This window comes from Pseudomonas sp. GW456-12-10-14-LB2 (assembly GCF_002884345.1).
Lineage (GTDB): Bacteria > Pseudomonadota > Gammaproteobacteria > Pseudomonadales > Pseudomonadaceae > Aquipseudomonas > Aquipseudomonas paraglycinae.
In genome coordinates this window covers 1-25,508 of the sequence record NZ_POHV01000027.1, presented here as the reverse complement: position 1 = coordinate 25,508, position 25,508 = coordinate 1, and the positions used below count along the sequence as shown (strand labels likewise).

Here is a 25,508-nt window from a genome sequence, read left to right as displayed (position 1 = left end):
ACCTTCGGGTGGCTTTTTCATTTTCCGCCCCTATATCGGCAGGAGTGCTTGCCCAACGGACGACGGCGGGTATGCTGATCGCCTGCCGAGGAGATAGAAATGGCCTACGATTTTGACCTTTATGTGATTGGCGCCGGTTCCGGCGGTGTGCGGGCTGCGCGTTTTGCTGCCGGGTATGGTGCGAAAGTGGCGGTGGCCGAGAGCCGTTATCTGGGTGGTACTTGCGTCAACGTCGGTTGCGTACCGAAAAAACTGTTGGTGTACGGCGCCCACTTTGCCGAAGACTTCGAACAGTCCTCGGGTTTTGGCTGGAGCCTGGGCGAGGCGGATTTCGATTGGGCCACGCTGATTGCCAACAAGGATCGCGAGATCAATCGCCTGAACGGCATTTATCGCAATCTGCTGGTTAATAGCGGTGTGACGCTGCATGAAGCCCACGCGAAAATCGTTGGTCCGCACGAAGTTGAGGTCAACGGCGAGCGCTACACCGCGAAGAATATTCTGATCGCCACCGGTGGCTGGCCGCAGATCCCGGAGATTCCGGGGCATGAGCATGCGATCAGCTCGAACCAGGCGTTCTTCCTCAAAGAACTGCCCAAGCGTGTACTGGTCGTCGGTGGCGGTTACATTGCCGTCGAATTTGCCGGGATTTTCCATGGGTTGGGCGCCAACACGACGTTGCTGTATCGCGGGGATCTGTTCCTGCGCGGTTTCGACGGTTCGGTGCGTAATCATCTGCAGGAAGAGCTGACCAAGCGCGGTCTGGATCTGCAATTCAATGCCGACATTGCCCGCATCGACAAGCAATCCGACGGCAGCCTGAAGGCCACCCTCAAGGATGGTCGCGTGCTGGAAGCGGATTGTGTGTTCTACGCCACCGGTCGGCGTCCGATGCTGGACAACCTGGGGCTGGAAAATACCGACGTGCAGCTCGACGACAAAGGCTTCATCAAAGTCGACGAGGAATATCAAACCACCGAGCCGTCGATTCTGGCGCTGGGCGATGTCATCGGTCGTGTGCAGTTGACGCCGGTGGCGCTGGCTGAAGGCATGGCGGTGGCGCGACGTCTGTTCAAGCCTGAGCAATACCGCCCGGTGGATTACAAGATGATCCCGACAGCAGTGTTCAGCCTGCCGAACATCGGCACCGTCGGCCTGACCGAAGAAGAAGCGCGGGAAGCGGGTCATGACGTCGTGATCTACGAAAGCCGCTTCCGGCCGATGAAGCTGACCCTGACTGACTGCCAGGAGCGCACGCTGATGAAACTGGTGGTCGATGGCAAGTCTGACAAGGTGCTGGGCTGTCACATGGTCGGCCCGGATGCCGGCGAGATCGTACAGGGGCTGGCAATCGCGTTGAAGGCTGGCGCCACCAAGCGTGACTTCGACGACACCATCGGGGTACACCCGACGGCGGCCGAAGAGTTCGTCACCATGCGTACACCGGTCGGCGCTTAAGTCTTTTTCGGTTCTGCTGCGTCTGGCGCTGCCGCAACGGTGGTGGCCAGGCGCAGACTGTCTTGCGCCTTGGTCAACTCCTTCTCCAATGACTGATTGAGCTGCGACTGCTCGTCGACGTTTTGCTTGAGCGTCTGACTTTCCAGCAGGGCCACGCGCAGACGTTCCTGGAGGAGGGTGCGCTCGCTGTCGACCCGGCTGGCCTGCTCCAGCAATTGATCCTGTCGCTGATTGCTGTGCTTGAGCTGATCCTGCACCAAGCTCAGTTCACGCACGGTGCCGCGATTTTCGGTCAGCAGGCGCTCGTTGTCGCGGTGCAGCTGGGTGATCTCGTCCTGACGTACCAGCGCACTTTGTTGCGCCTGGCGCAGCTCCATCTGCAACTGCTGCACCTGAGTTTCGTGACGGCTTTGCTCCTGCTCGCGCTGTTCCTTGATGGCGTTGCGGTAGTGTTCAAGCGCATCGCGGGCGTGCAGGTGTTTCTCTTCCAGCGAGCGGATCTGCTCATCCTTGTCCTGCAAGCGCAATTCAAAATCGGCCAGCGCCTGATTCAGTCCGGCATTGCGAGTCTGCTCGGTCTGCAGCATCGAGCGTGTATCGCTCAAGGCTTCGGATTCCTTGGCCAGCGCGGCGGCCTGGATGTCGTGCTTCTTCTCCAGTTGCGCGTGATCCTGACGAAGCTGATTCAGCTCGTCCTCCAGTGCCTGACGCTGTTGCTCGTACTGCTCGCGCGCCTGATCAATCGGCTCCTGCGCCTGTTCTTTCAGGCGTTGGGCAAGGCGCGTGACGAGTGCCAGCAGCTCGTCATCGATGGGTTCTGCTGAAGGATCGGCCGGTTCGCTGCCGTCATCCAGCTCCTTCAGGTAGCGATGAATCGTGGTTTTGGAACCCGTATTACCCAGCTCGATGCGTACTGCGTCGATGCTGGGGTGTTCGCCACGGGCGAGGATCGCTGTGCGCGCGATCTGAACTACTGCTTTGTTAACGCCGCCACGGGCCATATCTGCTCCTACCATTTCGTACTGTGGTACATGCCACCAAAGTACGCAGTGTACCATGTTGAAAATAAAGTGAAACAAGCACCGATAAACGGGCGGGATATACTGGTATTACCCCATGTGAAACCCCTAAAATCGGTTTCCGCACAAAACCCTCAGTACGCCACGAGAAAATCAGCCCATGAGCGATATCGATCGCTATCTCCAAGCCGCCACCCGTGACAACACCCGCCGCAGCTATCGTTCGGCCGTCGAGCATTTCGAAACGGTATGGGGTGGGTTCCTGCCCGCAACAGCGGACAGCATCGCGCGGTATCTGGTGGCGCATGCGGGCGTGTTGTCGGTCAACACGCTGAAGTTGCGTCTGTCGGCGCTGGCGCAGTGGCACAACAGTCAGGGCTTCGCCGATCCCACCAAGTCGCCGGTGGTGCGCAAAGTGTTCAAGGGCATTCGCGCCCTGCATCCCGCCCAGGAGAAGCAGGCCGAGCCATTGCAGCTGCGGGATCTTGAGCAGACCGTCGGCTGGCTTGAGCAGGAGATGAAAGACGCCCGGGAACAACAGGACCGGCCGCTGCTGCTAAGAGCTTGCCGCGACCGCGCGTTGATCCTGCTGGGCTTCTGGCGTGGCTTTCGCAGCGATGAATTGTGTCGTGTGCAGATCGAGCATGTGCAGGCGCACGCCGGCAGCGGCATCACCCTGTACCTGCCCCGCAGCAAGGGTGATCGGGAAAACCTCGGCCAGACCTATCAGGCCCCGGCGTTGCTCAAGCTATGCCCGGTGCAGGCCTATATCGAATGGATCACTGAAGCGGCGCTGGTACGGGGCCCGGTGTTCCGCGCCGTCGACCGCTGGGGCAATCTGAGCGAGGAGGGCTTGCACGCCAACAGCGTGATTCCGTTGCTGCGCCAGGCCCTGGAGCGCGCCGGGATCTCCGCCGAACGCTACACCAGCCATTCCCTGCGACGCGGCTTCGCAACATGGGCCCACCAAAGCGGCTGGGATCTCAAATCGTTGATGAGTTACGTGGGCTGGAAGGATATGAAGTCCGCCATGCGCTATGTTGAAGCGAGCCCCTTTCACGGGATGGCCCGGATTACGGATAAGCCGCTGTCGCCGTAGATATCGTTTTCTTCTATTAATACAGTCCGCTAATAGCGAAAACAAATCAGCAGCATCAGGTTTGCCAATGAGCCATCCGTCGAGTGACTGGGTAGGATTCACCCATCGAATTCACAACCCTGACGGAGAGTCATCAATGCCTATCATCAACAGCCAAGTAAAACCGTTCAAAGCTACCGCGTTCAAAAACGGCGACTTCGTACAAGTCTCGGACGCTGACCTGAAAGGCAAATGGTCCGTAGTGTTCTTCTACCCGGCCGACTTCACCTTCGTTTGCCCAACCGAGCTCGAAGACCTGGCTGACAACTACGCCGCCTTCCAGAAACTGGGCGTAGAGATCTACAGCGTTTCGACCGACACCCACTTTGCTCACGCTGCCTGGCACAACACTTCGCCAGCCATCGGCAAAATCCAATACACCATGATCGGCGACCCGACTCAGGTCATCTCCCGCAACTTCGACGTGCTGATCGAAGAAGCCGGTCTGGCTGACCGTGGCACCTTCGTGATCAACCCTGAAGGCCAAATCAAAATCGTTGAACTGAACGATGGCGGCGTTGGCCGTGACGCTTCCGAGCTGCTGCGCAAAATCAAGGCTGCTCAGTACGTTGCTGCTCACCCAGGCGAAGTTTGCCCGGCCAAGTGGAAAGAAGGCGAGGCCACTCTGGCTCCGTCCCTGGACCTGGTCGGCAAGATCTAAGTCTGTGACACACGCAATGCAGGGCGGGACTCCGCACCTACTCAAGTAAGCTGCACCGCCCAATAGAAAAGCCCGGGCGAGATTCGCTCGGGCTTTTTTTCGCCTCAAATAAAGTCAGGAGATCGCCCGTATGTTGGACGCCAATCTTAAAGCCCAGTTGAAATCGTACCTGGAACGGGTCACCCAGCCGATCGAGATCGTTGCTTCACTCGACGACGGTGCGAAATCCCGTGAAATGCTCGACCTGCTGAAAGACGTCGCCAGTCTTTCGCATCAGATTACCTTGATCGACAGCGGCGACGATGCACGCAAACCGTCGTTCTCGATCAACCGCCCGGGTGCCGACATCAGCCTGCGTTTCGCCGGTATCCCGATGGGCCATGAATTCACTTCGCTGGTGCTGGCCCTGCTGCAAGTCGGCGGCCACCCTTCGAAGGCCAGTGTCGAAGTGATCGAACAGATCCGCTCGCTCAAGGGCGAGTTCAACTTCGAGACTTACTTCTCGCTGTCCTGCCAAAACTGCCCGGACGTCGTCCAAGCGCTGAACCTGATGGCCGTGCTGAACCCGAACATCCGCCACGTCGCCATCGACGGCGCGCTGTTCCAGGACGAAGTCAATGATCGCAAGATCATGGCCGTGCCGAGCATCTACCTCAACGGCGAAAACTTCGGCCAGGGCCGCATGGGCCTGGAAGAAATCCTCGCCAAACTCGACACCGGCGCCATCGAGCGTCAGGCCGAGAAAATCAGCGCCAAAGAGTCTTTTGATGTGCTGGTAGTCGGCGGTGGCCCGGCGGGTGCTTCCGCGGCGATCTACGCCGCACGTAAAGGCATTCGCACCGGTGTTGCAGCCGAGCGCTTCGGCGGTCAGGTGCTGGACACCATGGCCATCGAGAACTTCATTTCCGTGCAGGAAACCGAAGGCCCGAAACTGGCGACCGCGCTGGAAGAACACGTCAAGCAGTACGACGTCGACATCATGAACCTGCAACGCGCCGACAAGCTGATCCCCGGCAAGAATGGCGAGCTGCATGAAGTCCGCTTTGCCAGCGGCGCGACCCTCAAGGCCAAGAGTGTGATTCTGGCGACCGGTGCACGGTGGCGTGAAATGAACGTGCCGGGCGAGCAGGAATACCGCAACAAAGGCGTGGCGTACTGCCCGCACTGTGACGGTCCGCTGTTCAAAGGCAAGCGTGTGGCGGTGATTGGCGGCGGTAACTCCGGCGTCGAAGCGGCCATCGACCTGGCCGGTATCGTCTCCCACGTGACCCTGCTGGAGTTCGACGTTCAGTTGCGCGCCGACGCCGTATTGCAACGCAAGCTGCACAGCCTGCCGAACGTCACCGTGATCACCAGTGCGTTGACTACTGAAGTCACCGGCGACGGCCAGAAGGTCAACGGCCTGCGCTACAAGGATCGCAATACTGACGAGCTGCGCACGGTCGAGCTGGAAGGGATCTTCGTGCAGATCGGTCTGCTGCCTAACACTGATTGGCTCAAAGGCACCATCGAGCTGTCGCCGCGCGGCGAGATCATCGTCGACAACCGCGGTGAAACCTCGATCCCCGGCATCTTCGCTGCCGGTGACGTGACCACCGTGCCGTACAAGCAGATCGTGATTGCAGTGGGCGAGGGCGCCAAGGCTTCCCTCAGCGCTTTCGATCACCTGATCCGCACTTCGGCTCCGGCGTAAATCCCGGGCCTGAAAAAGAAAACCCCCATCAGTGATGATGGGGGTTTTTCTTTGCGGGGTACTTTCTACCCAAGTTCAGCTTTACAGCGGCGCCGGCTGGATGATCTCGACCCAGTAGCCATCCGGATCCTTGATGAACGCCAGACTCTTCATGCGGCCATCGGTCAGGCGCTTCTGGAAGTCGCAGCCCAGTTCTTCAAAGCGTGCGCAGGCAGCGACGATGTCCGGTACCGAGATGCAGATGTGGCCGAAGCCACGCGGGTCGGTGTTGCCGTTGTGGTAGGCAAAGTCCGCGTCGTTTTCGGTGCCGTGGTTGTGGGTCAGTTCCAGGATGCCGGGAATCGACTTCATCCACTCGGTGCGAGCAGCGGCGTCGGCCGGGATCTGCGATTTGTCGACCAAAGCGAGGAAGTACAGGCTGAATTCAGCTTCCGGAAAATCACGCTTCTCTACCAGCGAGAAACCCAATACACGGGTGTAGAAGTCCAGCGACTTGGTGATGTCTTTGACGCGCAGCATGGTGTGGTTGAACACGAAGTTGCGGGTTGCGCTGTCCGGGGTGGCGGTGACGCCAGGGAAGGTGTTCAGTTCTTGCAGGCTCATGGGCCCTCCGTAACAAATTGGGGCGAGTGAATGGGCGCAATGATACGCATGCCTGGCAGCATCGCCAAACCGAAAGCGCGGGCTTGCCCTGTGAGCGGGCGGGCCTCAGACTTTACGGCTCAATCCGCGAGTGCCTCTGGTAATGATCCGACCGTTCAAATCGCTGTTCGTTTTCCTGGGTTTTTCCCTGCTTGCTCTGCCTGCCTTTGCCGAGGCGCCGAGCATCACCTGGCCGGCTGGCTGGGAAGTCGAGGCGCTGCCCGAAACCTCCCCTGAAGTCTCCCGTCAGCGCGCGGTAAAGACTGACGCCGATGGCAATCAGGTGATGGTGATGGAGTTGACGATGACCCACGTGGAAAGCGGCCATCAGGTCAACTTGCAGGGCGTGTTGCTGGAGATGCGCAAGTCGGTTCAGAAAGACTTTTTCCAGAGCGGTTATCAGAGTGTCTGCAACAAGGTTCACGCGAGTACGCTGGGCTCGCTGACCGCGCTTGAAACCACTTGTACGGTGACTGAAAACGGCCGCCACGTGTTGTCGCAAACATTGGTTGCAGCGGTCGAAGCGGATAAGGCTTACGTACTTTCGTATGCAGGGCAGGCAGAGGTTTATAAGGCGAGCGGCGACGACATAGTGGCTGCGCGAAACAGCTTGAAATTCTAGTCGTCTGTTCGTGGTCGGCCTTGTGTTAGATACCGGAACTGATTAAACATAAAGTTAATCTCCGGCTAACGGGGCAACATTCGGAAGCATAGTTTCAGTGCGAGAGCGGTTTGAGACTCAACTTTCCCGCCAGAAAAATCGTTGTATTTGTTAAATATTGTCCAAAAAAAAGCCCTGCATATGCAGGGCTTTCATGTTTGCGAGGGATTAACCGCGCAACCAGGAATCAACGGTAGCTGCACCGTATTGTTCCTTCCAGGCCTTCAGGCCGCGATGGTTGCCACCCTTGGTCTCGATCAGCTCGCCGGTGTGCGGGTTCTGATAGACCTTGACCACGCGAGCGCGGCGGGTTTTAGGTGCGGCGGTCGATTGCAGACCGGATTTCGCCGGGTTCGGATCGAGAATGGCGATGATGTCTTTCAGGCCTTTGCCGTAGGTTTTCATCAGCCCCTGGAGCTTTTCTTCGAATTCGATTTCTTTCTTGAGCCCGGCATCGTTCTTCAGCGATTCCAGCTGCTTGAGCTGTTCCTGAAGGGCCTTTTCAGCTGCACGAAATTCAGCGAGTCTGGACAATATCTTTACTCCAATAGTGTGTTTGGCTGATACCAACCGCAAACAAAGCTATAAGCCAAGAGCCTTGAAGCGACTCGGTGATAATGGCTCACCTGCCCATCTTGCAACAGGTAAGAAAAATTGTAGTAGTTAATGCGACAAGAGTAAATCCTGACTTTTTCTTCATGTAACAATAACGCTGTTTTGTATCAATTTGGTGCGCGCTGTCGGCGAGTCTGGATTTATCCCGCCAAGTTAATGATGAGTTAATGCTTCGATGAAGTCTGCAGCCGGCATCGGTTTGCCGAAAAGGTAACCTTGCAGAAAGTTGACATGGTGAGCGGCCAGATAATCACACTGGGCTTGCGTCTCCACACCTTCGGCCACGATGCCCAGATCCAGTTTGGTAGAAAGCTCGATGATGGTGTCCAGAATGTGCCGCGACAGGGCATCTTTATCGATCATGGCCACGAATGTCTGATCGATCTTGAGGAAGTCGACATTGAAGGTCCTCAAATAGCCGAGGCTTGAATGACCGGTGCCAAAGTCGTCAATCGCGATCTTCACGCCCATTGCGCGCAGTTGCGCGAACAGTTGATGGGTGATGTCGGACGGCTCGATCAGCTCGCGTTCGGTCAGCTCCAGTACCAGGCTGATGCTGCCAGGCTGGAACGCTGACAAAAATTCACGGCAATCTTCAACCAGCTCCAGATCGTGGCAGTGGCTGGCGGTGATGTTGATGCCGATGTGGAAGGGCGCGGTAAAGGTCGATGACAGCGGCCCCAGCACAACAGCCGTTTGTTGCATCAAGGCGCGGGTCATCGGCACGATCAACCCGGAGTGTTCGGCAAAGGGAATGAACAGGTCCGGACGCACCAGCCCCTCCTTGGGATGTTTCCAGCGCATCAGCACTTCCGCGCCCGACCAGCGTTTGCTGTCGCCGTGCACCACCGGTTGAAAATAGGGAATGAATTCACCTGCTTCCAATGCCCGAAGCATTTCATGGCTGGGCGAGGTGGAGCGCTTCTGAACGATGTAGCCGATCGCTCCTGATACGGCGCCGAAGAACATCAGCAGACTGAACAGCGGCGGATACTCGTCTTTCATGTAGCGCCAGGTTTCGCCTTCCGGAAAAGCCGCTGTCACTGAGAATGCATAGTGTGATGAGTGCAAGGTACTTTGCGCCACGGGCAACGCGGGCAGGGCGCCCTGATGCACTTTGCCGTCGGCGGAGAGCCAGTTGTTGCCGACTTGCAGCAACAACAACGTGTGCCGGCCGATCAGGCGCAGGATGTTGCTCAGGTGATAGCCGTCCAGCGTGGTCAGTGCCCCACCGCGTCCCTCGCTCAGGCGATACACCAGCAGCGCGGTGTTTGGCGTCACCGGGTTGCCGTTCATGAGCCACAACTTGCCTTGGGCGTAGTCGCCGGGGTTCACGACTTCCTTGAAGTCGCCGAACAGCGAACTGCAATAGAGGTTGTCGTCCCACACCAGATTGGTCGAGCGCACAAACGGGCGGCGGGTGACTTGTTCGCGCAGGGCCAGTTTAACCGTCTCGCAGGTCTGGCCGGCCAGAGGCAACAGTTCGCGGGCGGCCTGGGCAGTGTTGTCGAGCATCAGTTCGAACTGCCGCAGGGCTTCATCGGCGGTGTGTTGCGAACTCTGCTGAAGGGCGCGTCCGGCCTGCATATAAAGAATCACGCTGCCGAGTACGATCGGCAGCAAGCCGCACAGCAATGTCACGATAATCCGTGTGCTGCGCTTGCGGCGGGGCCTGACGGTCAGTGGCATGGGCGCATCCTGTCGCGGTGGAGTGGGGCTCTTGATGGCAGGCGAAGCGTGCGCGCAAAGCCCGAGGTCTGAGCCCATGATAGATGGCCAATGACACCTGCGCCGCTCAACGATAATCCAGCCGGGTTGCCAGCTGAATGAATGCCAGCGTTGCAGGCGATGCCTGGCGCTGATCCAGCACCGCCAGGCCGACCTGCCGGGTGACTACGGGGGACAGCGGTCGCTTGATGTATCGCGGTTCCGGATCGAAAGGCAACGAACCTTCGGCCACCACGGTCATCGCATCGCCCCGGCCCACGGTGTCGAGCGTGCTGAGCAGCTGCGAACAGCGATAGCGGATGTTGGGGCTCAACCGCGCGGCGTTGAACAGGCGCGAAACCAGTTCCGACGAACCCGCCTCGGTCAGCACAAACGGATCGTTGCACAGGTCTTTAAGACTCACTGAGTCGTGCGCCGCCAGCGGGTGACCGGGCGGAAGCAGGGCGACCATCTGATCTTCAATCAAGGCGAACGTGTCGAAGCGCTCCTCGGGCAGCACCACAAAACCGATATCGATCCGCCGCTCCTCCAGCCACTGAATGACCTGCCGATCCGGGCCTTCATCGATGTGCACTTCGATCCCCGGATGCGCCTCGCGATACTGCTGAAGAATCCGCGGCAACAACTTGATCGAAGACGTCGGCCCGAACGAGCCGATGCGCAGCGTGCCGCGTTTCATGCCGCGCGCATCCGCCGCCTCCTGACGCAAGGTGTTCGCCAGCCCAAGCATCGCCCGTGCCCGCAACAGCAGTTGTTCGCCGATGTCGCTCAGTTCCACTTGCGATTGATGCCGGCGCAGCAGCTCGACGCCCAGTTCCTGTTCCAGCGACTTCAATGCATGAGACACCGCTGACTGGGAAATTCCCAGACGATGGGCGGCGAGGGTGAAGCCGCGCAGTTCGGCCACCAGCGAGAAGATTTCGAGTTGGGTCAGGGTCATGAGTAAAGACTCATTTTACGATGATGAGGAATCAATCGAATGATACGTCATCCGTCAGTCTCATCGTTGGAGCGTTATGAGTTGTCATGAACCTGTTCGTCCGGTCGCCTCGGACGTGCCCGTCTATTTGAACCTGGCCTTGGTCACCATGATCTGGGGCGGAACGTGGGTGGCCGGGCGTTTTCTGGCCGGCAGCCTGAGCCCGGTGTTTGCTGCCAGCCTGCGGTTTCTGCTGGCCAGCGTGGCGTTGCTCGTGTGTTTAAGGCTCGCTCGAATACGGTTGGCGCGGCCTACGTTCAGGCAATGGCTGCAACTGGCCCTGTTGGGGTTCTTCGGAATTTTCTTCTACAACCTGTGCTTCTTTTACGGGTTGCAATACATCAACGCTTCCCGGGCCTCGTTGATCGTGGCGCTGAATCCGGCGGTCATTGGTCTGGCGTCATGGCTGCTGTTCAAGGAGCGGCTGAGCCGGCTCAAGGTTATGGGCATCGCAATCTGCATCGGCGGGGCGGGTGTGGTGATCGTCAGTCGCAACCCGCAGCTGTTGAGCGAAACGCCGGACGCGTGGATTGGCGATCTGCTGATCCTCGGCTGCGTTTTGAGCTGGGGCGTCTATTCGCTGTTCTCTCGCGGCCTGAACCAGAGCATCGGTCCGGTGCAGACCGTGACCTTTTCGATTCTGCTGGGCACCCTGATGTTGTGGGCGCTCGCCCTGAGCCGGGGCGAAGTGGACGTTGCAGCGCTGGCCGCGCTTGGCACACGCCAATGGCTGAGCCTGGCCTATCTGGGCGTGCTCGGCTCGGCGCTGGCCTACATCGGTTACTACGATGGCATCCGTAAAATCGGCGCCACGCGCTCCGGTGTGTTCATTGCGCTCAACCCGCTGACCGCCGTGCTGGCCGGTGCAATCCTGCTGGGCGAACAGCTGACGCTGGCCATGTGTCTGGGCGGCGTGCTGATTCTGGCGGGCATCTGGCTGTGCAACAAACCCCTTGCACCGGCCGGAAAAAAGCGGATTTTATAGAGAGGGCAGACAACCCTATTTACGCTGTGTAGAATCGGGTTACGCATACAATAATAATCGTCTTCTGGCAGCAGAAGCCTCGCCCGCAAGAGCCTTGGGTCGACAATGAAGATATTCGGGTTTCAACTGATCTACGGTGACTTCCTCGCCCGCAGTGTGCGTGGCATCTCCTGTGCGCCACCCACCGGTCTCAGCATTACTGACAAATAACTCTGGTTAATTGATAAGAATGATGAGGCGCCAACCATGGCAGATTTATACGAAAACCCAATGGGCCTGATGGGCTTCGAGTTCATCGAGTTCGCATCGCCGACACCTGGCACCCTGGAGCCGATCTTCGAGATCATGGGCTTCACCAAGGTCGCGACCCACCGTTCCAAGAACGTGCACTTGTATCGTCAGGGCGCGATCAACCTGATCCTCAACAACGAACCCCACAGCGTTGCTTCGTACTTCGCGGCCGAGCACGGCCCGTCCGTTTGCGGCATGGCGTTCCGGGTCAAGGATTCGCAGAAGGCCTACAACCGCGCACTGGAACTCGGCGCCCAGCCGATCCACATCGAAACTGGCCCGATGGAACTGAATCTGCCGGCGATCAAAGGCATTGGCGGTGCGCCACTGTACCTGATCGACCGTTTCGGCGAAGGCAGCTCGATCTATGACATCGACTTCGTGTTCCTCGAAGGCGTTGACCGCAACCCGGTCGGTGCCGGCCTGAAGATCATCGACCACCTGACCCACAACGTGTATCGCGGTCGCATGGCCTACTGGGCGAACTTCTACGAGAAGTTGTTCAACTTCCGCGAAATCCGCTACTTCGACATCAAGGGCGAATACACCGGCCTGACCTCGAAAGCGATGACAGCGCCGGACGGCATGATCCGCATCCCGCTCAATGAAGAATCGTCGAAGGGCGCCGGGCAGATCGAAGAGTTCCTGATGCAGTTCAACGGCGAAGGCATCCAGCACGTGGCGTTCCTCACCGACGACCTGGTCAAGACCTGGGATCAGTTGAAGAAGATCGGCATGCGCTTCATGACCGCGCCGCCGGACACCTACTATGAAATGCTCGAAGGCCGCCTGCCGAACCACGGCGAGCCGGTGGATCAACTGCAATCGCGCGGCATCCTGCTCGACGGTGCGTCGGATAAAGAAGACAAGCGTCTGCTGCTGCAGATCTTCTCGGAAACCCTGATGGGCCCGGTGTTCTTCGAATTCATTCAGCGTAAGGGCGATGATGGTTTCGGCGAAGGCAACTTCAAGGCTCTGTTCGAATCGATCGAGCGTGACCAGGTGCGTCGTGGCGTACTCGCTACCGAGTAATCCGCACCAGATGTAAAAAAGCCCGGCCTGCAGAAATGCAGGCCGGGCTTTTTATTGCGCGTCTTACGGGCGCCGTTGGCGCATCAGATGCTTGAAGCCTTCAAACACCAGCACCACCACGGCGAGCCAGATCGGGATGTAGGTCAGCCATTCTCCGGGCTTGATGCTCTCACCCAGCAGCAGCGCCACGCCGAGCAACAACACTGGCTCTACGTAACTCAACAAACCGAACAGACTGAACGGCAGAAGGCGACTGGCAATGATGTACACCACCAGCGCCGATGCACTGATCAGACCGAGCAACGGAATCAGCCATGTCAGCGCCGGGTACAGATCGAACACGCCGAAACCCTGTTCGCCGCCGCGCACAAACCAGTACGCCACCGGCAGCATCAGGGTCATGTCGACCCACAAACCGCCGAGGTTGTCGGTCTTGAGGTATTTGCGCAGCACGAAGTACAGCGGGTAACCGACGACCACCACCAGCGTCGCCCAGGAAAACCCGCCGACCTGATACAACTCGTTCAACACACCGAGGCTGGCAAAAAACACCGCGACTTTTTGCAGGTATGACAGGTTTTCGCCATAAGCGATGCGTCCGGTCAGGACCATGGACAACGGCAGCAGGAAGTAGCCCAGCGACACATCGAGGCTGTAGCCGTTGAGCGGCGCCCACATGAACAGCCACAACTGCACGCCCAGCAGCGCTGACGAAAGAATCAGGCCGCCGATCAACTTCGGCAGCGCAGGGATCCGGCGCAGCAGCTCCAGCACCCGCCGCCATTCGCCGGAAACCAGCATGAACACGGTCATGCAGGGCACGGTCAGCAACATCCGCCAACCGAAGATTTCCACGCCGCTCAACGGGGTGAGCAACGAGGTGTAGTAATACATGACGGCAAACAGCGTCGATGCTGTCACCGATAAAGCAATGCCTTTAGACAAACTGTCCTCGCGGGGGTGATGGTGAAACGGGGCGCGCAGGATACGTGGTTTTTGTGGTGAATATTGGCCAGATGGTCATTATTTTCAACAGATCCAAAAGCCCCTCACCCTAACCCTCTCCCGAAGGGAGAGGGGACTGACCGAGGTGTCTCAGGAGTTTCAGCGACGTGAAAGTCCGAGTCGATTGTGGATTCACCACGAGAGCTTCAGGCAAAAGCTTAGCTTCAATATCCCCCAATCGGTTCCCTCTCCCTCCAGGAGAGGGATAGGCGGGCGGCGTTCCGATGAGGGCAGCGGTCTCAAGCCGAACGCGATTTCCGCCCTGACACAAAATGACTAACATCATTAAACCCCGGCGTCGAAGCATGCCCCGGCGTCACCAGCGAGTCGATAAACGCCTCATCCTCCGCCGTAATCTTCACCGCCTGCGCCTTGGTGTACGCATCCCATTGTTCCTCGGTGCGCGGCCCGACAATCGCCGACGTCACCGCGCCGTTGTTCAGCACCCAGGCAATCGCAAACTCGACAATCCCGACCCCGCGCTCCTGGGTGTACTGCTGAATCTGCTGGGCAATGCGCAACGACTCCACCCGCCATTCGGTTTCCAGAATGCGTTTGTCCTGGCGCCCGGCACGGCTGTTGGCGTCCGGGGTCACGTCCGGTGCGTACTTGCCGCTGAGCACGCCACGGGCCAGCGGGCTGTAAGGCACCACGCCAAGGCCGTAAGTCTGGGCGGCGGTGATCTGCTCAGTTTCGGCCTGACGGTTGACGATGTTGTACAGCGGCTGGCTGATCACCGGGCGATCGACACCTAGTTTGTCCGCCACGCGAATCACCTCGGCAATCCGCCAGCCGCGATAGTTCGACAGGCCCCAATAACGGATTTTGCCCTGGCGAATCAGATCGCCAATCGCCGAAATCGTCACTTCCAGCGGCGTATTGTGGTCTTCGCGGTGCAGGTAATAGATGTCGAGGTAGTCGGTGCCGAGCCGGGTCAGGCTGGCCTCCAGACCGTTGAAGATGTGCTTGCGGCTCAAGCCGCTGCGGTTCGGCACGCCATCCACCGGGCCGAAACCGACTTTGGTCGCCAGCACCCATTCATGCCGATGACGGGCGATGGCTTCGCCGACGATCTCTTCCGAGCGGCCGTTGGTGTAGACGTCGGCCGTGTCGATGAAATTGATGCCCTGATCCCAGGCCTTGTCGATGATGCGCAGCGAGTCTTCCGCGCTGGTCTGTTCGCCGAACATCATCGTGCCGAGGGTGAGGGTGGACACCTGCAATCCCGAGTGACCCAGTGTGCGATAGCTCATGCCGAAATCCTTTTGTCGGTGGGAAAGCTTCCATCAAATACCAGAAGCGCCCGGCGCGGCAAAGTGAATTTATCGACGCAATGCCTCGCAGCGCTCGCGTAAAAACACCTGCAGCACCTTGACCCGTTCCGACACCTGCACCCGGTGCGGGCACAACAGATTGAACGGCACACTCTCGCCATGCCAGTCATCGAACAGTGTCATCAGTCGCCCGGCACGCACGTCTTCGGCCACGTCGAGCCAGGCCTTGTAGGCGATTCCGTGCCCGACGAGGGCCCAGCGGCGGGCGACTTCGCCGTCGTCGCTGAGGTAGTCGCCGCGTACTTCGACCTCGACGGTTTCGTCTTCGCGATGGAAGCGCCAAGTGTTGTAAGGCCGACCGTTGCGCAGGTAGAGCAGGGCGCTGTGCTCGCTTAAATCGGCAGGGTTTAACGGTGTACCGTGACGTTCCAGATACGCGGGGCTGGCGCAGGCCACACGCCGATGCTCAGGCAGAATCGGCAACGCCACCAGCGTCGAATCACTCGGCACGCCGAAGCGCAGCGCCACGTCCACCGTTTCGCGAAACAGATCCGCATGCCGGTCATTGAGCAGCAATTGCAGTTGAATGTGCGGGTGCTCGCGCTTGAAATCGTCCAGCCACGGCAGCAACACATTGCGCCCGAAGTCCGACGGCGCCGCCAGTTGCAGCACGCCGCTCAAGCCTTCGGTCTGCTGCTTCAGTGCCTGCTCGCCCTCGGCCAGTGTCGCCAGCGCCAGACGCACGCTTTCCAGATAGCGCCGGCCTTCTTCGGTCAGGCGCATGCTGCGGGTGGAGCGGGCGAAGAGGCGTATGCCGAGGCGGGTTTCCAGGCGTTTCAACGCGATGCTGGCGGCTGCCGGCGTCAGCTCCAGCGCCCGAGCGGCGGCGGAGATGCTGCCGGAGTCGGCGGTGCGGACGAAGATTTCCAGATCGAGGATTGAGCTCATTAGTAAAAATCCGTTGAAGATCCTTGGCGTTTTGCGGGATTTTTCCGGGATTGGCAAGCGCAGATACTGAAATCCTGAATAACCGCAGGAGACAGACATGACGTGGACATTTGATCATCTTGCTTTCAACACCGCTGACGGTCAGGCGCTGCAGGACGCTTTTGGTGGGTTGTTGGGATTGACGCCGGGGCGCCGGCCGCCGTTTCCGTTTCCCGGGCGGTGGTTGTATCAGGATGAGGAGGCGTTGGTGCATGTGATTGAGCAGCCGGCGCTGGATGAGGCGGCGTTGAGTCATATTGCGTTTCGTACCGATGAAGACGCAGCCGCGGTTTTGAAGCGGGTGCAGGGCAGTGGGTTGCCGTATCAGGTGGCGCAGGTGCCGGAGGACGGGATCTGGCAGATTTTTGTGAGGATGCCGGGAGGATTGGTGCTGGAGCTGGATGCGAAAACGGAGGTTTTGTGAAATTAAGCCACCACTTGTTTCACTCTAATATTTTTCACAATTAGCATTGTGTCCTTTGATTCTTGAGATTTTCAGCTCAATTAGCGCACTTGGCTATAAACGAGACTTGGTTATTCAAAAATGCACTTGAAAACTGTCAGAACTGGCAGTGGAAATTCGCTCCGCGACACATCAGGATTTATTCAAGTACCAAGAGCTATTCAAATCGGTATTGAACCCGGCATCACACATCAAAAATTGACTTCATTGAAAAATGAAGCAAACACACGTCGATGTACATCGAAAAAGGAATGCATCATGACCGTCACACAGAAGCAGCCAATTGCACCACTTCCGACGTCCCCATCGATTCCCCTAATAACAGCTCTTAGTACTACTACCCCTCCCTTGAATCCGCCAGGGGTACCAAACGGCGCCCCAGCACCGGTGCTGGACTCCTCGGGTCGTGTTGTTCAACACCCAATACCGGCTACTGCCAGGAATGGGCAAACTATAATTATTTATTTGTCAAATCCCGCCAACGCCCAACTCTGGACTCTTTACAGTGTGACACTAGATCAAAATTTGTTATCAATTATGTACAAGGATCAGAACGGTGTATTCAAGTGGTGGGGGTTGTGGGAAGCGCTGAAAAATAACCAAGTCCCACTAGGGACCTATGAGATAAAAGTCACATACTGGACTTCTCCAACTTCGGTAGCAATCGTTTCGCAGGCGTTAACTATTACGTATTCTTGATTAAAGCAAAAAGCCAGAGTGGGAAGCTGAGCAGGACAGCACGACAAGGTCATAATTAAAGATGCTGGTGAAGCCCAGTCATATTGACAGTTAATTAATGGAAATAAGAAACCTGTCTTTCTGGGGTATGTGGAAACCAGGTAATCCGCCCGATGTAAAAAATGCTCCGTATTTAAAGATACGGAGCATTTTCGTCATGGGCTGCTCAGTGGCGGATTTATTTTTCGGGATTTGGTGAGTGTTTAAGTGTGGTGTTTAAAGGACACGTCCAGACACGCACCCAGGCTACACAACCTTGCGCCGTTGCCTACGACTAAGCCAGAATCCGCCGGCTTGTGCGCTCAAGGGCCGGGTTTTATCGTTGTCCCGTCGCTGAAATGCAGCGATCGGGTTTGGTAGCCCGGATCTGACTTGTTGCGCAATTCACCGTATTCGGACGCTCATCGGTCCGTGCTTTTATGGTGGCCATGCGTGGGGCGCTTTCGAGCGCGCCGGTTCTCCAAGTCACCGGTCTACCAACCCGTGCATGGCCACCACCTCTTCGTTTGGTAGCGAAGTTTGATGGCTCCATTTTTCTGATTTGGAGATTCAAACGTGATCAAACCAACACCCAACCCACCCGAAGCCGACACCACCTCACCCTACGAATCCCTCGACTCCAAGACCTTCCACGAAGCCGCCGAACGCGCCCTCGATCACTACCTCAATCCGCTGCTCCCCAGAAAACCGCTGCTCAAACCCAACACCCGCTACCTCATCGCCCCCGGCATCGACAGTGAAGAACTGCTGGCCGACGCCTCTGAAACCCTGACCTGCGCCAAAACCATGGCCACCGACTTCGCCGGGCTGGTGGACGGCTCGCAGCGGCATGTGCTGCTGGGCATTGCGCAACTGATCATGCTGAGTGAACTGGCGGTGAACCGGGCGCTGGATAATCTGGAGTTGAAGCCAGAAACACCGCTCTAGCCAGATCCTTAGCCTGATCGTTCCCACGTCGAGGCGTCGAACCGTCCGCGTGAGAATGCAGCCCGGGACGCTCCGCGTCCCTTCCAGAGCTGGAACGCGGAGCGTCCCTTGAGGCATTCCCACGCAGAGCGTGGGAACGATCTAAACGAGAAACGGCCCGAGATGGGCCGTTTTTGTGTGCCTGCCAATAATCAGGCCCGCAACGTCCGCGTCATCCGCAACGCCAGCAAACTCCCGCCAACAATCACACCCGCCAACAGATAAAGCGCCGCATCGGTCGACCCGGTGCTGTCCTTGACCCAACCCACAAGGTAAGGGCTCAGGAACCCCGCCATCTGCCCCATGGAGTTGATCAACGCCAACCCACCCGCCGCAGCACCCGCGCTCAGCATGGCAGTCGGCACCGGCCAGAACATCGGCAGACCGGTCAGCGCGCCCATGGTCGCAATGGTCAGACCGAGAATCGCTATCGCTGGATTCGCCGCGAAATTCACCGCGATCAACAGGCCAATCGCGCCCATCAACATCGGCACCACCAAATGCCAGCGACGTTCCTTACGCAAGTCCGCCGAGCGACCTACTACCAGCATGAACACGGCGGCCAGCAGGTAAGGAATCGCACTCAACCAGCCAATCACCAGGTTGTCGCTGAAGCCGAGGTTTTTGATGATCGACGGCAGCCAGAAGTTGATCGCGTACACGCCGCTCTGGATGCAGAAGTAGATCAGGCCAAACGCCCAGATGGCCGGGTTCTTGAACACGGCGATCAGCGAATCGGATGTGGTTTTGGGTTTGTTCGCCAGGTCTTCTGCCTGATCCGCTTCCAGCACCGAACGCTCGTAAGGGGTCAGCCACTTGGCGTTGGCGAAGTTGTCGCTGAGCAGGAAGTAGGCGAGTGCGCCCAAGACCACGGTCGGAATGCCTTGCAGCAGGAACATCCACTGCCAACCGGCCAAACCGCCCTGGCCGGCGGCGAAGTGATTGAGGATCCAGCCGGAAAACGGGCTGCCGAGCAGGCCGGACACCGGGATCGCCGACATGAACAACGCCATGATCCGGCCACGGCGGAAGGTCGGGAACCATTGCGAGAGATAGAGCACAACGCCCGGGAAGAACCCGGCTTCGGCGGCACCGGTAAACAAACGCAAGGTGTAGAACCCGGTCGGCGTGGTGACGAACAGCAGGCAGGTCGACAGCGTGCCCCAGGTGATCATCATCAGCGCGATCCAGCGCCGTGGCCCGAATTTGGTCAGCGCCAGGTTGCTCGGCACGCCGCACAGCACGTAGCCGATGAAGAAGATACCGGCACCGAGGCCGTACACGGTTTCGCTGAATTTCAGCGCATCCAGCATCTGCAGTTTGGCAAATCCAACGTTGACCCGGTCGAGGTAGTTGAACAGGTAGCAGATGAAGATGAAGGGGATCAAACGCAGGGTGATGCGTTTGTAGACGGCGTTTTTATCGTCATCGATGGTCTGGGCGGCAGCGGCGCTCTGCGACATGGCGGCTCTCTCTTTATTATGATTTTTTGCGATGCAAAGGGTAACGTTGATCGCCCTGAGAGTCTCGGCCACCTTTGGCCGGATTGTCTTTGTGCCTGAGCACAGGGTTTGTTGCCAGACCCTGTGCGGGTGAACAACCGTCCGCGCCTGTTTTCAAGGATTCCAGCCCTTATGTTCGAACTCGATCACGACCTCGCCCAGGACATCGTCGACCGGGCCATGGCCATTTTGCCGTACAACGTCAACGTCATGGACAGCCAGGGCTTGATCCTCGGCAGCGGTGAGCCGGAGCGCATCAACACCCGTCACGAAGGTGCGCAATTGGTCCTGGCCAACGGTCGAGTGGTGGAGATCGACGCGCAGACGGCGGTGCATCTGAAAGGCGTGCAGCCGGGGATCAATCTGCCGCTGTTGCTCGATCAGCGTTTGATCGGCGTACTCGGCATCACCGGCGAGCCGGAGCAGCTGCGTACTTACGCCGAGCTGGTGCGCATGACCGCTGAAATGCTGGTGGGCCAGCGCAACCAGCAATCCGAACAGCAATGGCGGCGCCAACGTTGCGATGACTTGCTCGCGCTGCTGTTGAGTGAAGCGGGGGATTCGCCAAGGTTGGTCGACGAGGCCCAGCAACTCGGGCTCAAACCGCAACTGACGCGGGTGCCATATCTGTTCGAGTTGGGCCTGGAACACGGGCCGGGGCAAACCGTCGAGGCACTGAGCGCCTGGCTGAAGACGCGCTATCCGGACAGCTGGTGCGTGAGTTCCGCGAAGTCTTCGCTGCTGTGGTGTCGGCCGGCGAGTCAGAACGTCGAGCATGATCGCTTGCTGGAAAAACTCGATGGTCTGGGCTGGAACATCCTGCGCATTGCCGTCGGCGGGCAGGCCGATGGGCTGGCCGGGTTACGCCGTTGCTATCGAAGGGTGGGCGACTTGCTCGCCTATGGCCGCGAAGTGCTGCCGCGCTCACGCCTGCTGACCCTCAATCGCTATCGTTTGCCGGTCATGCTCTGGCGTCATCGCAACGATGATGCACTGGATGAACTGCTCAAACCGTTACGCAAGGTCATCGCCAAAGACAGCAACGGCCAGTTGCTCGCGACTTTGCGCAGCTGGTGCGATCACGACGGGCAGAGCCAGTCCTGCGCCGATGCCTTGGGCATTCACCGCAACAGCCTGCGTTACCGGATGGAGCGGATTGCCGAGTTGAGCGGGGTCGATCCGCTGAAACTCGATGGCATGCTGGCGTTGTATCTCGGGGTGCAATTGCTGCCGCAGACTGACGATTTGTCGAAATGAACAATAAACGCCAATCCAACTTGTGCAGCGGACAGGCGTCAACGCACAAGGCGACTGGCAGCATGAGGGCATTGGAACTGGAGAATTCGTATGAAAATCGTCATCGCCCCCGATTCGTTCAAGGACAGCCTGAGTGCCCAAGGCGTTGCAGAAGCCATCGCGCTGGGCCTGGCGCAGGTCTGGCCGCAGGCGACGCTGGTCAAATGCCCGATGGCCGACGGTGGCGAAGGGACGGTGGAGTCGATTCTCGCCGCGTGCGAAGGCGAACTGCGCCGCACCCGCGTGCGTGGCCCGTTGGGCGCAGCAGTTGAAGCTGCGTGGGGCTGGTTGCCGCATAACCACACCGCAATCATCGAAATGGCCGAGGCCAGCGGCTTGCAACTGGTGCCGCCGGGGCAGCGTGATGCGTGCATCAGCAGCACGTTCGGCACCGGTGAACTGATCCGCGCTGCGCTGGATGCCGGCGCACAACGCGTCATTCTGGCCATCGGCGGCAGCGCCACCAATGACGGCGGCGCCGGCGCGATGCAGGCGCTGGGCGTGAAACTGCTGAATGCTCAAGGGCAAGCTCTGGTGCCGGGCGGATTGGCGTTGGCGCAACTCGCACGTCTGGACCTGAGCGAACTCGACCCGCGTCTGGCTTACGTCCGTTTCGACATCGCCGCTGACGTCAACAATCCACTGTGCGGCCCCCACGGCGCTTCGGCGATTTTTGGCCCACAAAAGGGCGCATCACCGGCGCAAGTTCAACAACTGGATCAGGCCCTCGGCCACTTCGCCGGACTCTGCGCGCAGGCGTTGGGCAAGGACGTACGCGATGAACCGGGCAGTGGTGCCGCAGGTGGGTTGGGCTATGCCGCCAAAGCGTTTCTCGGCGCACGCTTCCAGGCCGGTGTCGAAGTCGTCGCAGAACTGGTCGGACTGTCCGACGCAGTGAAGGGCGCAGATCTGGTGATTACCGGAGAAGGGCGCTTCGATGCCCAGACCCTGCGCGGCAAAACCCCGTTTGGCGTGGCGCGGATCGCCAAGCAACACGGCGTACCGGTAATCGTCATTGCCGGTACGTTGGGCGAGGGCTATCAAGCGCTCTACGATCACGGCATCGACGCTGCATTCGCGGTCACCAGCGGCCCGATGTCCCTAGAACAAGCCTGCGCCGAAGCCCCGCGCCTGTTGCGTGAACGTGCAACAGATATTGCTCGCGTATGGGGTATGGCAGCTCCAGCCTGACCTGTCAGTCATCATCTGAAGCGAAGGGTGTTTCACCGCTGAAACACCCGCAACACTTTGAAAAATATTTCATCTTTCCCCGCAATCTTCCTCAAGCCTGGCCGATACAGAAGTCAGGCGCACACAAGACTTCTTAAAACAGTGACGCCGGACTGAAGCCCGCCCCAAGGGCCAGTGATCACGGCATGGACGCTCGTAGTTTCATTCATCCGAGAGTCCTCCTATGTCCTTGCGTAATCTGAATATCGCGCCCCGTGCCTTCCTCGGTTTTGCCTTTATTGCCTTGCTGGTGATCGTGCTTGGCGTGTTCGCCGTCAACCGCATGTCGATCATCCGTCAGGCTTCCCTGGAGATGGACTCGACGCAGTTGCCAAGCGTCACCCAACTCGCCGTGGTCACGGAAAACGTCTTGCGTCTGCGCATTCTGTCGTTCCGCATTCTGGTCAACCGCGAACCGGCTGGTTTGCAGGAAGCCCAGACCCGCATCGGTGTGCTGGTGGACAAGGTGCGCGCTGCCCAGGCCAGTTACGCAGTCCTGCCGGCCGGCCCGGAGGAACGCGCGTTATATCAGGAGTTTTCGACGACTCTCGACAACTATGTGCTAGCGCAGAACCAGATGATGGAGCTGTCGCGCCAGGACAAGCTCGACGAGATGCGCGCCCTGATCAACACGAAGATCAAGGACGGCACCGACAAGATGGGCGAACAGCTCAACAAGCTGATTGCAATCAATGCCGCCGACGCGAAGACCGCTTCCACTCAGGCGGGTGAGTATTACAACAGTGCCATTACCGGCATCGTCGCCGTGGCCGTGATTGCCGCGTTGCTGACCGTGCTGTTGGCCTGGCTGTTGACCCGCAGCATCGTCACCCCGCTGAACCGCGCGGTCGCTGCCGCGCAAACCATCGCCGGCGGCAACCTGACCAAAGTCATCGAAATCGACGGCAAGGACGAACCGGCGCGCCTGCTTGAAGCGCTGGCCGCGATGCAGACCAACCTGCGCAAGACCATCGAACAGATCGCCGGCTCCGCTACGCAACTGGGCGCCGCCGCCGAAGAGCTCAGCGCCGTGACCGAAGAAGCGTCCCGTGGTCTGCAACAGCAGAACGACGAAATCGAACAGGCCGCCACCGCCGTCAACGAAATGACCGCTGCGGTGGAAGAGGTCGCACGCAACGCGGTGTCGACTTCCGAAGCCTCGAACCAGTCGACCCACGCCGCCCGTGAAGGTCGCGACCAAGTGGTGAAAACCGTCGATGCGATCCAGACCATGACCCACGACGTCCAAAACACCGCGCAAATGATTGAAGGCCTGGCCGCTCAGGGCCGCGACATCGGCAAGGTGCTGGACGTGATCCGCGCCATCGCCGAACAGACCAACCTGCTGGCGCTCAACGCCGCCATTGAAGCCGCCCGTGCCGGTGAAGCCGGGCGTGGCTTTGCGGTGGTAGCGGATGAAGTTCGCGCCTTGGCCCATCGCACCGCGCAGTCGACCCAGGAAATCGAAAAAATGGTCGCCGGCATCCAGAACGGCACCGGCGAAGCGGTCGAGTCGATGCAACAGAGCAACCAGCGCACTCAGTCGACTCTGGAAATGGCCCGTGCCGCCGGCATCGCGCTGGAGCAGATCACCCAATCGATCCACCAGATCAACGAACGCAACCTGGTGATCGCCAGCGCTTCGGAAGAACAGGCGCAGGTGTCCCGCGAGGTCGATCGCAACCTGGTCAACATCCGCGACCTTGCCACCCAATCAGCTGCCGGCGCGAATCAAACCAGCGCCGCGACCCACGAACTGTCGCGTCTGGCGGTGGATTTGAATGCGATGGTGGCGCGCTTTGTGATTTGACCTAGGGTGAAGGCTGGAGACCGCGCAATCAGGAGACGTACATGCGCTATTCAGCCTTGACCCAACGAATCGCCGGGGAGGGAGCAGCAGCCTGGCGGATTCACGACCGAGCGCTGGAGCTGCGCGCCGAAGGGGTCGATGTGTTGCTGCTGTCGGTGGGTGATCCGGATTTCGATACGCCGCTGCCGATCATCCACGGCGCCATCGACAGCCTGTTGGCGGGCGATACCCATTATTCCGAAGTGCGCGGCCGGCTGGAGTTGCGCAGGCGCATCGCCGAGCACCATCGGCAACGCAGCGGCCAGGACGTCGATGCCGAGCATGTGATCGTGCTGCCCGGCGCGCAATGCGCGGTGTATTCGGTGGCGCAGTGTCTGCTCGATCCGGGCGATGAAGTGATCGTCGCCGAACCGATGTACGTGACTTATGAAGGTGTGTTCGGTGCCTGTGGCGCAACCGTGGTGCCGGTGCCGGTTCGCCCGGAAAACGGTTTCCGGGTCGATCCGGCGGATGTCGCGACGCGGATCACTCCGAAAACGCGAGCCATGTTGCTCAACAGTCCCAACAATCCCTCCGGTGCGAGTCTGTCGCTGCTGATCTGGCAAGAGCTGGCGGCGTTGTGCATCCGCCATGACCTGTGGCTGATCAGCGATGAGATCTACAGCGAATTGTTATACGAAGGTGAGCACGTCAGCCCGGCGAGCCTGCCGGGCATGGCCGAGCGCACCGCGACCATCAACAGTCTGTCCAAATCCCATGCGATGACCGGGTGGCGGATCGGCTGGATGATCGGGCCGAAACCCTTGGCCGAGCATTTGGTAAATCTGTCGCTGAGCATGTTGTTCGGTCTGCCGGACTTTGTGCAGAAAGCGGCGCAGATCGCGCTGGAGAAAGATCTGCCGGAAGTGACGCAGATGCGCGAGGAATACCGGTTGCGTCGGGATCTGGTGTGCGAGCGGTTGCGTGGTTGTCCGGGGTTGTACCCGATCAAACCGGATGGCGGGATGTTCGTGATGGTCGACGTGCGCCAGACCGGGCTCGGCGCGCAGGATTTTGCCGAGCGATTGCTGGAGGGTTATGGGGTTTCGGTGCTGGCAGGCGAAGCGTTCGGGCCGAGTGCGGCGGGGCATATTCGCATCGGGCTGGTGGTGGATAGAGTAAAACTGGCGGATGCGTGTTCGCGGATTGCACTGTGCGCTGCGCAGCTTCTCCAGGTGCGCAGCGCCTGAGGGTTTCCTCCTGATCGTTCCCACGCTCCGCGTGGGAATGCAGCCCGGGACGCTCCGCGTCCCTTCCAGAGCTGGAACGCGGAGCGTCCCTTGAGGCATTCCCACG

At 59.1% G+C, this 25,508-nt stretch carries 22 protein-coding genes; 13 read left to right on the top strand and 9 right to left on the bottom strand.

Features of this window, described 5'->3' with window-relative positions:
* Window positions 1-99 precede the first annotated feature (99 nt).
* Window positions 100-1,458, top strand: a complete 1,359-nt coding sequence (gene gorA / locus C1X29_RS18900) for a glutathione-disulfide reductase (protein ID WP_102718095.1) — start codon at window positions 100-102, stop codon at window positions 1,456-1,458.
* Here the strand turns inward: gorA and C1X29_RS18895 are convergent.
* Window positions 1,455-2,459 (bottom strand): DNA-binding protein, encoded by a 1,005-nt coding sequence (locus tag C1X29_RS18895; protein WP_085745539.1) that lies wholly within the window; start codon window positions 2,457-2,459, stop codon window positions 1,455-1,457. The two genes, gorA and C1X29_RS18895, sit on opposite strands and share 4 nt — an antisense overlap.
* 178 nt (window positions 2,460-2,637) lie before the next feature.
* Between C1X29_RS18895 and C1X29_RS18890 the strand changes: the two genes are divergently transcribed.
* From C1X29_RS18890 to ahpF, 3 genes are all read left to right on the top strand, one after another.
* Window positions 2,638-3,576 carry a site-specific integrase gene (locus C1X29_RS18890; protein ID WP_102718094.1) on the top strand — a complete coding sequence of 313 codons (939 nt, stop codon included), beginning with the start codon at window positions 2,638-2,640 and terminating at the stop codon, window positions 3,574-3,576.
* Between the two features lie 136 nt (window positions 3,577-3,712).
* The gene (ahpC, locus tag C1X29_RS18885; RefSeq protein WP_007958941.1) at window positions 3,713-4,276 is read left to right on the top strand and encodes an alkyl hydroperoxide reductase subunit C; all 564 of its coding nucleotides are present in this window, start codon (window positions 3,713-3,715) and stop codon (window positions 4,274-4,276) included.
* Between the two features lie 130 nt (window positions 4,277-4,406).
* Complete coding sequence (gene ahpF / locus C1X29_RS18880; RefSeq protein ID WP_085730807.1) at window positions 4,407-5,969, top strand: alkyl hydroperoxide reductase subunit F; 1,563 nt, start codon at window positions 4,407-4,409, stop codon at window positions 5,967-5,969.
* A gap of 81 nt (window positions 5,970-6,050) precedes the next feature.
* Here ahpF and gloA read toward each other — a convergent pair whose 3' ends face one another.
* Complete coding sequence (gene gloA, locus C1X29_RS18875; RefSeq protein ID WP_065260490.1) at window positions 6,051-6,572, bottom strand: lactoylglutathione lyase; 522 nt, start codon at window positions 6,570-6,572, stop codon at window positions 6,051-6,053.
* Between the two features lie 142 nt (window positions 6,573-6,714).
* Between gloA and C1X29_RS18870 the strand changes: the two genes are divergently transcribed.
* A complete protein-coding gene (locus C1X29_RS18870) occupies window positions 6,715-7,233 on the top strand; it encodes a DUF4946 domain-containing protein (RefSeq protein WP_102688036.1) in 519 nt (172 codons plus the stop codon).
* A gap of 207 nt (window positions 7,234-7,440) precedes the next feature.
* Here the strand turns inward: C1X29_RS18870 and C1X29_RS18865 are convergent, their stop codons facing one another.
* From C1X29_RS18865 to C1X29_RS18855, 3 genes are all read right to left on the bottom strand, one after another.
* Entirely contained in the window at window positions 7,441-7,806 is a 366-nt protein-coding gene (locus C1X29_RS18865; RefSeq protein ID WP_011334329.1) for a histone-like nucleoid-structuring protein, MvaT/MvaU family, read from the bottom strand.
* A 234-nt stretch (window positions 7,807-8,040) separates the two neighbouring features.
* The gene (locus C1X29_RS18860; RefSeq protein ID WP_102718093.1) at window positions 8,041-9,576 is read right to left on the bottom strand and encodes an EAL domain-containing protein; all 1,536 of its coding nucleotides are present in this window, start codon (window positions 9,574-9,576) and stop codon (window positions 8,041-8,043) included.
* A gap of 106 nt (window positions 9,577-9,682) precedes the next feature.
* Complete coding sequence (locus C1X29_RS18855) at window positions 9,683-10,555, bottom strand: LysR family transcriptional regulator (RefSeq protein WP_102718092.1); 873 nt, start codon at window positions 10,553-10,555, stop codon at window positions 9,683-9,685.
* Between the two features lie 76 nt (window positions 10,556-10,631).
* Here C1X29_RS18855 and C1X29_RS18850 point away from each other — a divergent pair, with 76 nt between their 5' ends.
* Entirely contained in the window at window positions 10,632-11,579 is a 948-nt protein-coding gene (locus C1X29_RS18850; protein ID WP_102718091.1) for a DMT family transporter, read from the top strand.
* Window positions 11,580-11,825: 246 nt separating this feature from the next.
* Window positions 11,826-12,902, top strand: coding sequence for a 4-hydroxyphenylpyruvate dioxygenase (gene hppD, locus C1X29_RS18845; protein ID WP_007958955.1), 1,077 nt, complete (start codon window positions 11,826-11,828; stop codon window positions 12,900-12,902).
* Window positions 12,903-12,965: 63 nt separating this feature from the next.
* Here the strand turns inward: hppD and rarD are convergent, their stop codons facing one another.
* The 3 genes from rarD to C1X29_RS18830 form a co-directional block, all read right to left on the bottom strand.
* Entirely contained in the window at window positions 12,966-13,847 is an 882-nt protein-coding gene (rarD, locus tag C1X29_RS18840) for an EamA family transporter RarD (RefSeq protein WP_085745546.1), read from the bottom strand.
* Between the two features lie 299 nt (window positions 13,848-14,146).
* Entirely contained in the window at window positions 14,147-15,160 is a 1,014-nt protein-coding gene (locus C1X29_RS18835) for an aldo/keto reductase (RefSeq protein ID WP_102718090.1), read from the bottom strand.
* Window positions 15,161-15,229: 69 nt separating this feature from the next.
* The gene (locus C1X29_RS18830) at window positions 15,230-16,129 is read right to left on the bottom strand and encodes a LysR family transcriptional regulator (protein WP_102718089.1); all 900 of its coding nucleotides are present in this window, start codon (window positions 16,127-16,129) and stop codon (window positions 15,230-15,232) included.
* Window positions 16,130-16,226: 97 nt separating this feature from the next.
* Between C1X29_RS18830 and C1X29_RS18825 the strand changes: the two genes are divergently transcribed.
* Together C1X29_RS18825 and C1X29_RS18820 are read left to right on the top strand one after the other, a co-directional pair.
* Complete coding sequence (locus C1X29_RS18825; RefSeq protein WP_102718088.1) at window positions 16,227-16,592, top strand: hypothetical protein; 366 nt, start codon at window positions 16,227-16,229, stop codon at window positions 16,590-16,592.
* A gap of 1,332 nt (window positions 16,593-17,924) precedes the next feature.
* Complete coding sequence (locus C1X29_RS18820; RefSeq protein WP_102718087.1) at window positions 17,925-18,296, top strand: DUF6124 family protein; 372 nt, start codon at window positions 17,925-17,927, stop codon at window positions 18,294-18,296.
* A gap of 191 nt (window positions 18,297-18,487) precedes the next feature.
* Here the strand turns inward: C1X29_RS18820 and C1X29_RS18815 are convergent, their stop codons facing one another.
* Window positions 18,488-19,798 (bottom strand): MFS transporter, encoded by a 1,311-nt coding sequence (locus C1X29_RS18815; RefSeq protein ID WP_102718086.1) that lies wholly within the window; start codon window positions 19,796-19,798, stop codon window positions 18,488-18,490.
* Window positions 19,799-19,969: 171 nt separating this feature from the next.
* Between C1X29_RS18815 and C1X29_RS18810 the strand changes: the two genes are divergently transcribed.
* From C1X29_RS18810 to C1X29_RS18795, 4 genes are all read left to right on the top strand, one after another.
* Window positions 19,970-21,094 (top strand): sugar diacid recognition domain-containing protein, encoded by a 1,125-nt coding sequence (locus tag C1X29_RS18810; RefSeq protein WP_102718085.1) that lies wholly within the window; start codon window positions 19,970-19,972, stop codon window positions 21,092-21,094.
* Window positions 21,095-21,184: 90 nt separating this feature from the next.
* On the top strand, window positions 21,185-22,324 hold the full coding sequence (locus C1X29_RS18805) for a glycerate kinase (RefSeq protein ID WP_102718084.1): 1,140 nt from the start codon (window positions 21,185-21,187) through the stop codon (window positions 22,322-22,324).
* Window positions 22,325-22,547: 223 nt separating this feature from the next.
* On the top strand, window positions 22,548-24,173 hold the full coding sequence (locus C1X29_RS18800) for a methyl-accepting chemotaxis protein (protein ID WP_102718083.1): 1,626 nt from the start codon (window positions 22,548-22,550) through the stop codon (window positions 24,171-24,173).
* Between the two features lie 41 nt (window positions 24,174-24,214).
* Complete coding sequence (locus C1X29_RS18795) at window positions 24,215-25,402, top strand: pyridoxal phosphate-dependent aminotransferase (RefSeq protein ID WP_102718082.1); 1,188 nt, start codon at window positions 24,215-24,217, stop codon at window positions 25,400-25,402.
* Window positions 25,403-25,508: the final 106 nt, after the last annotated feature.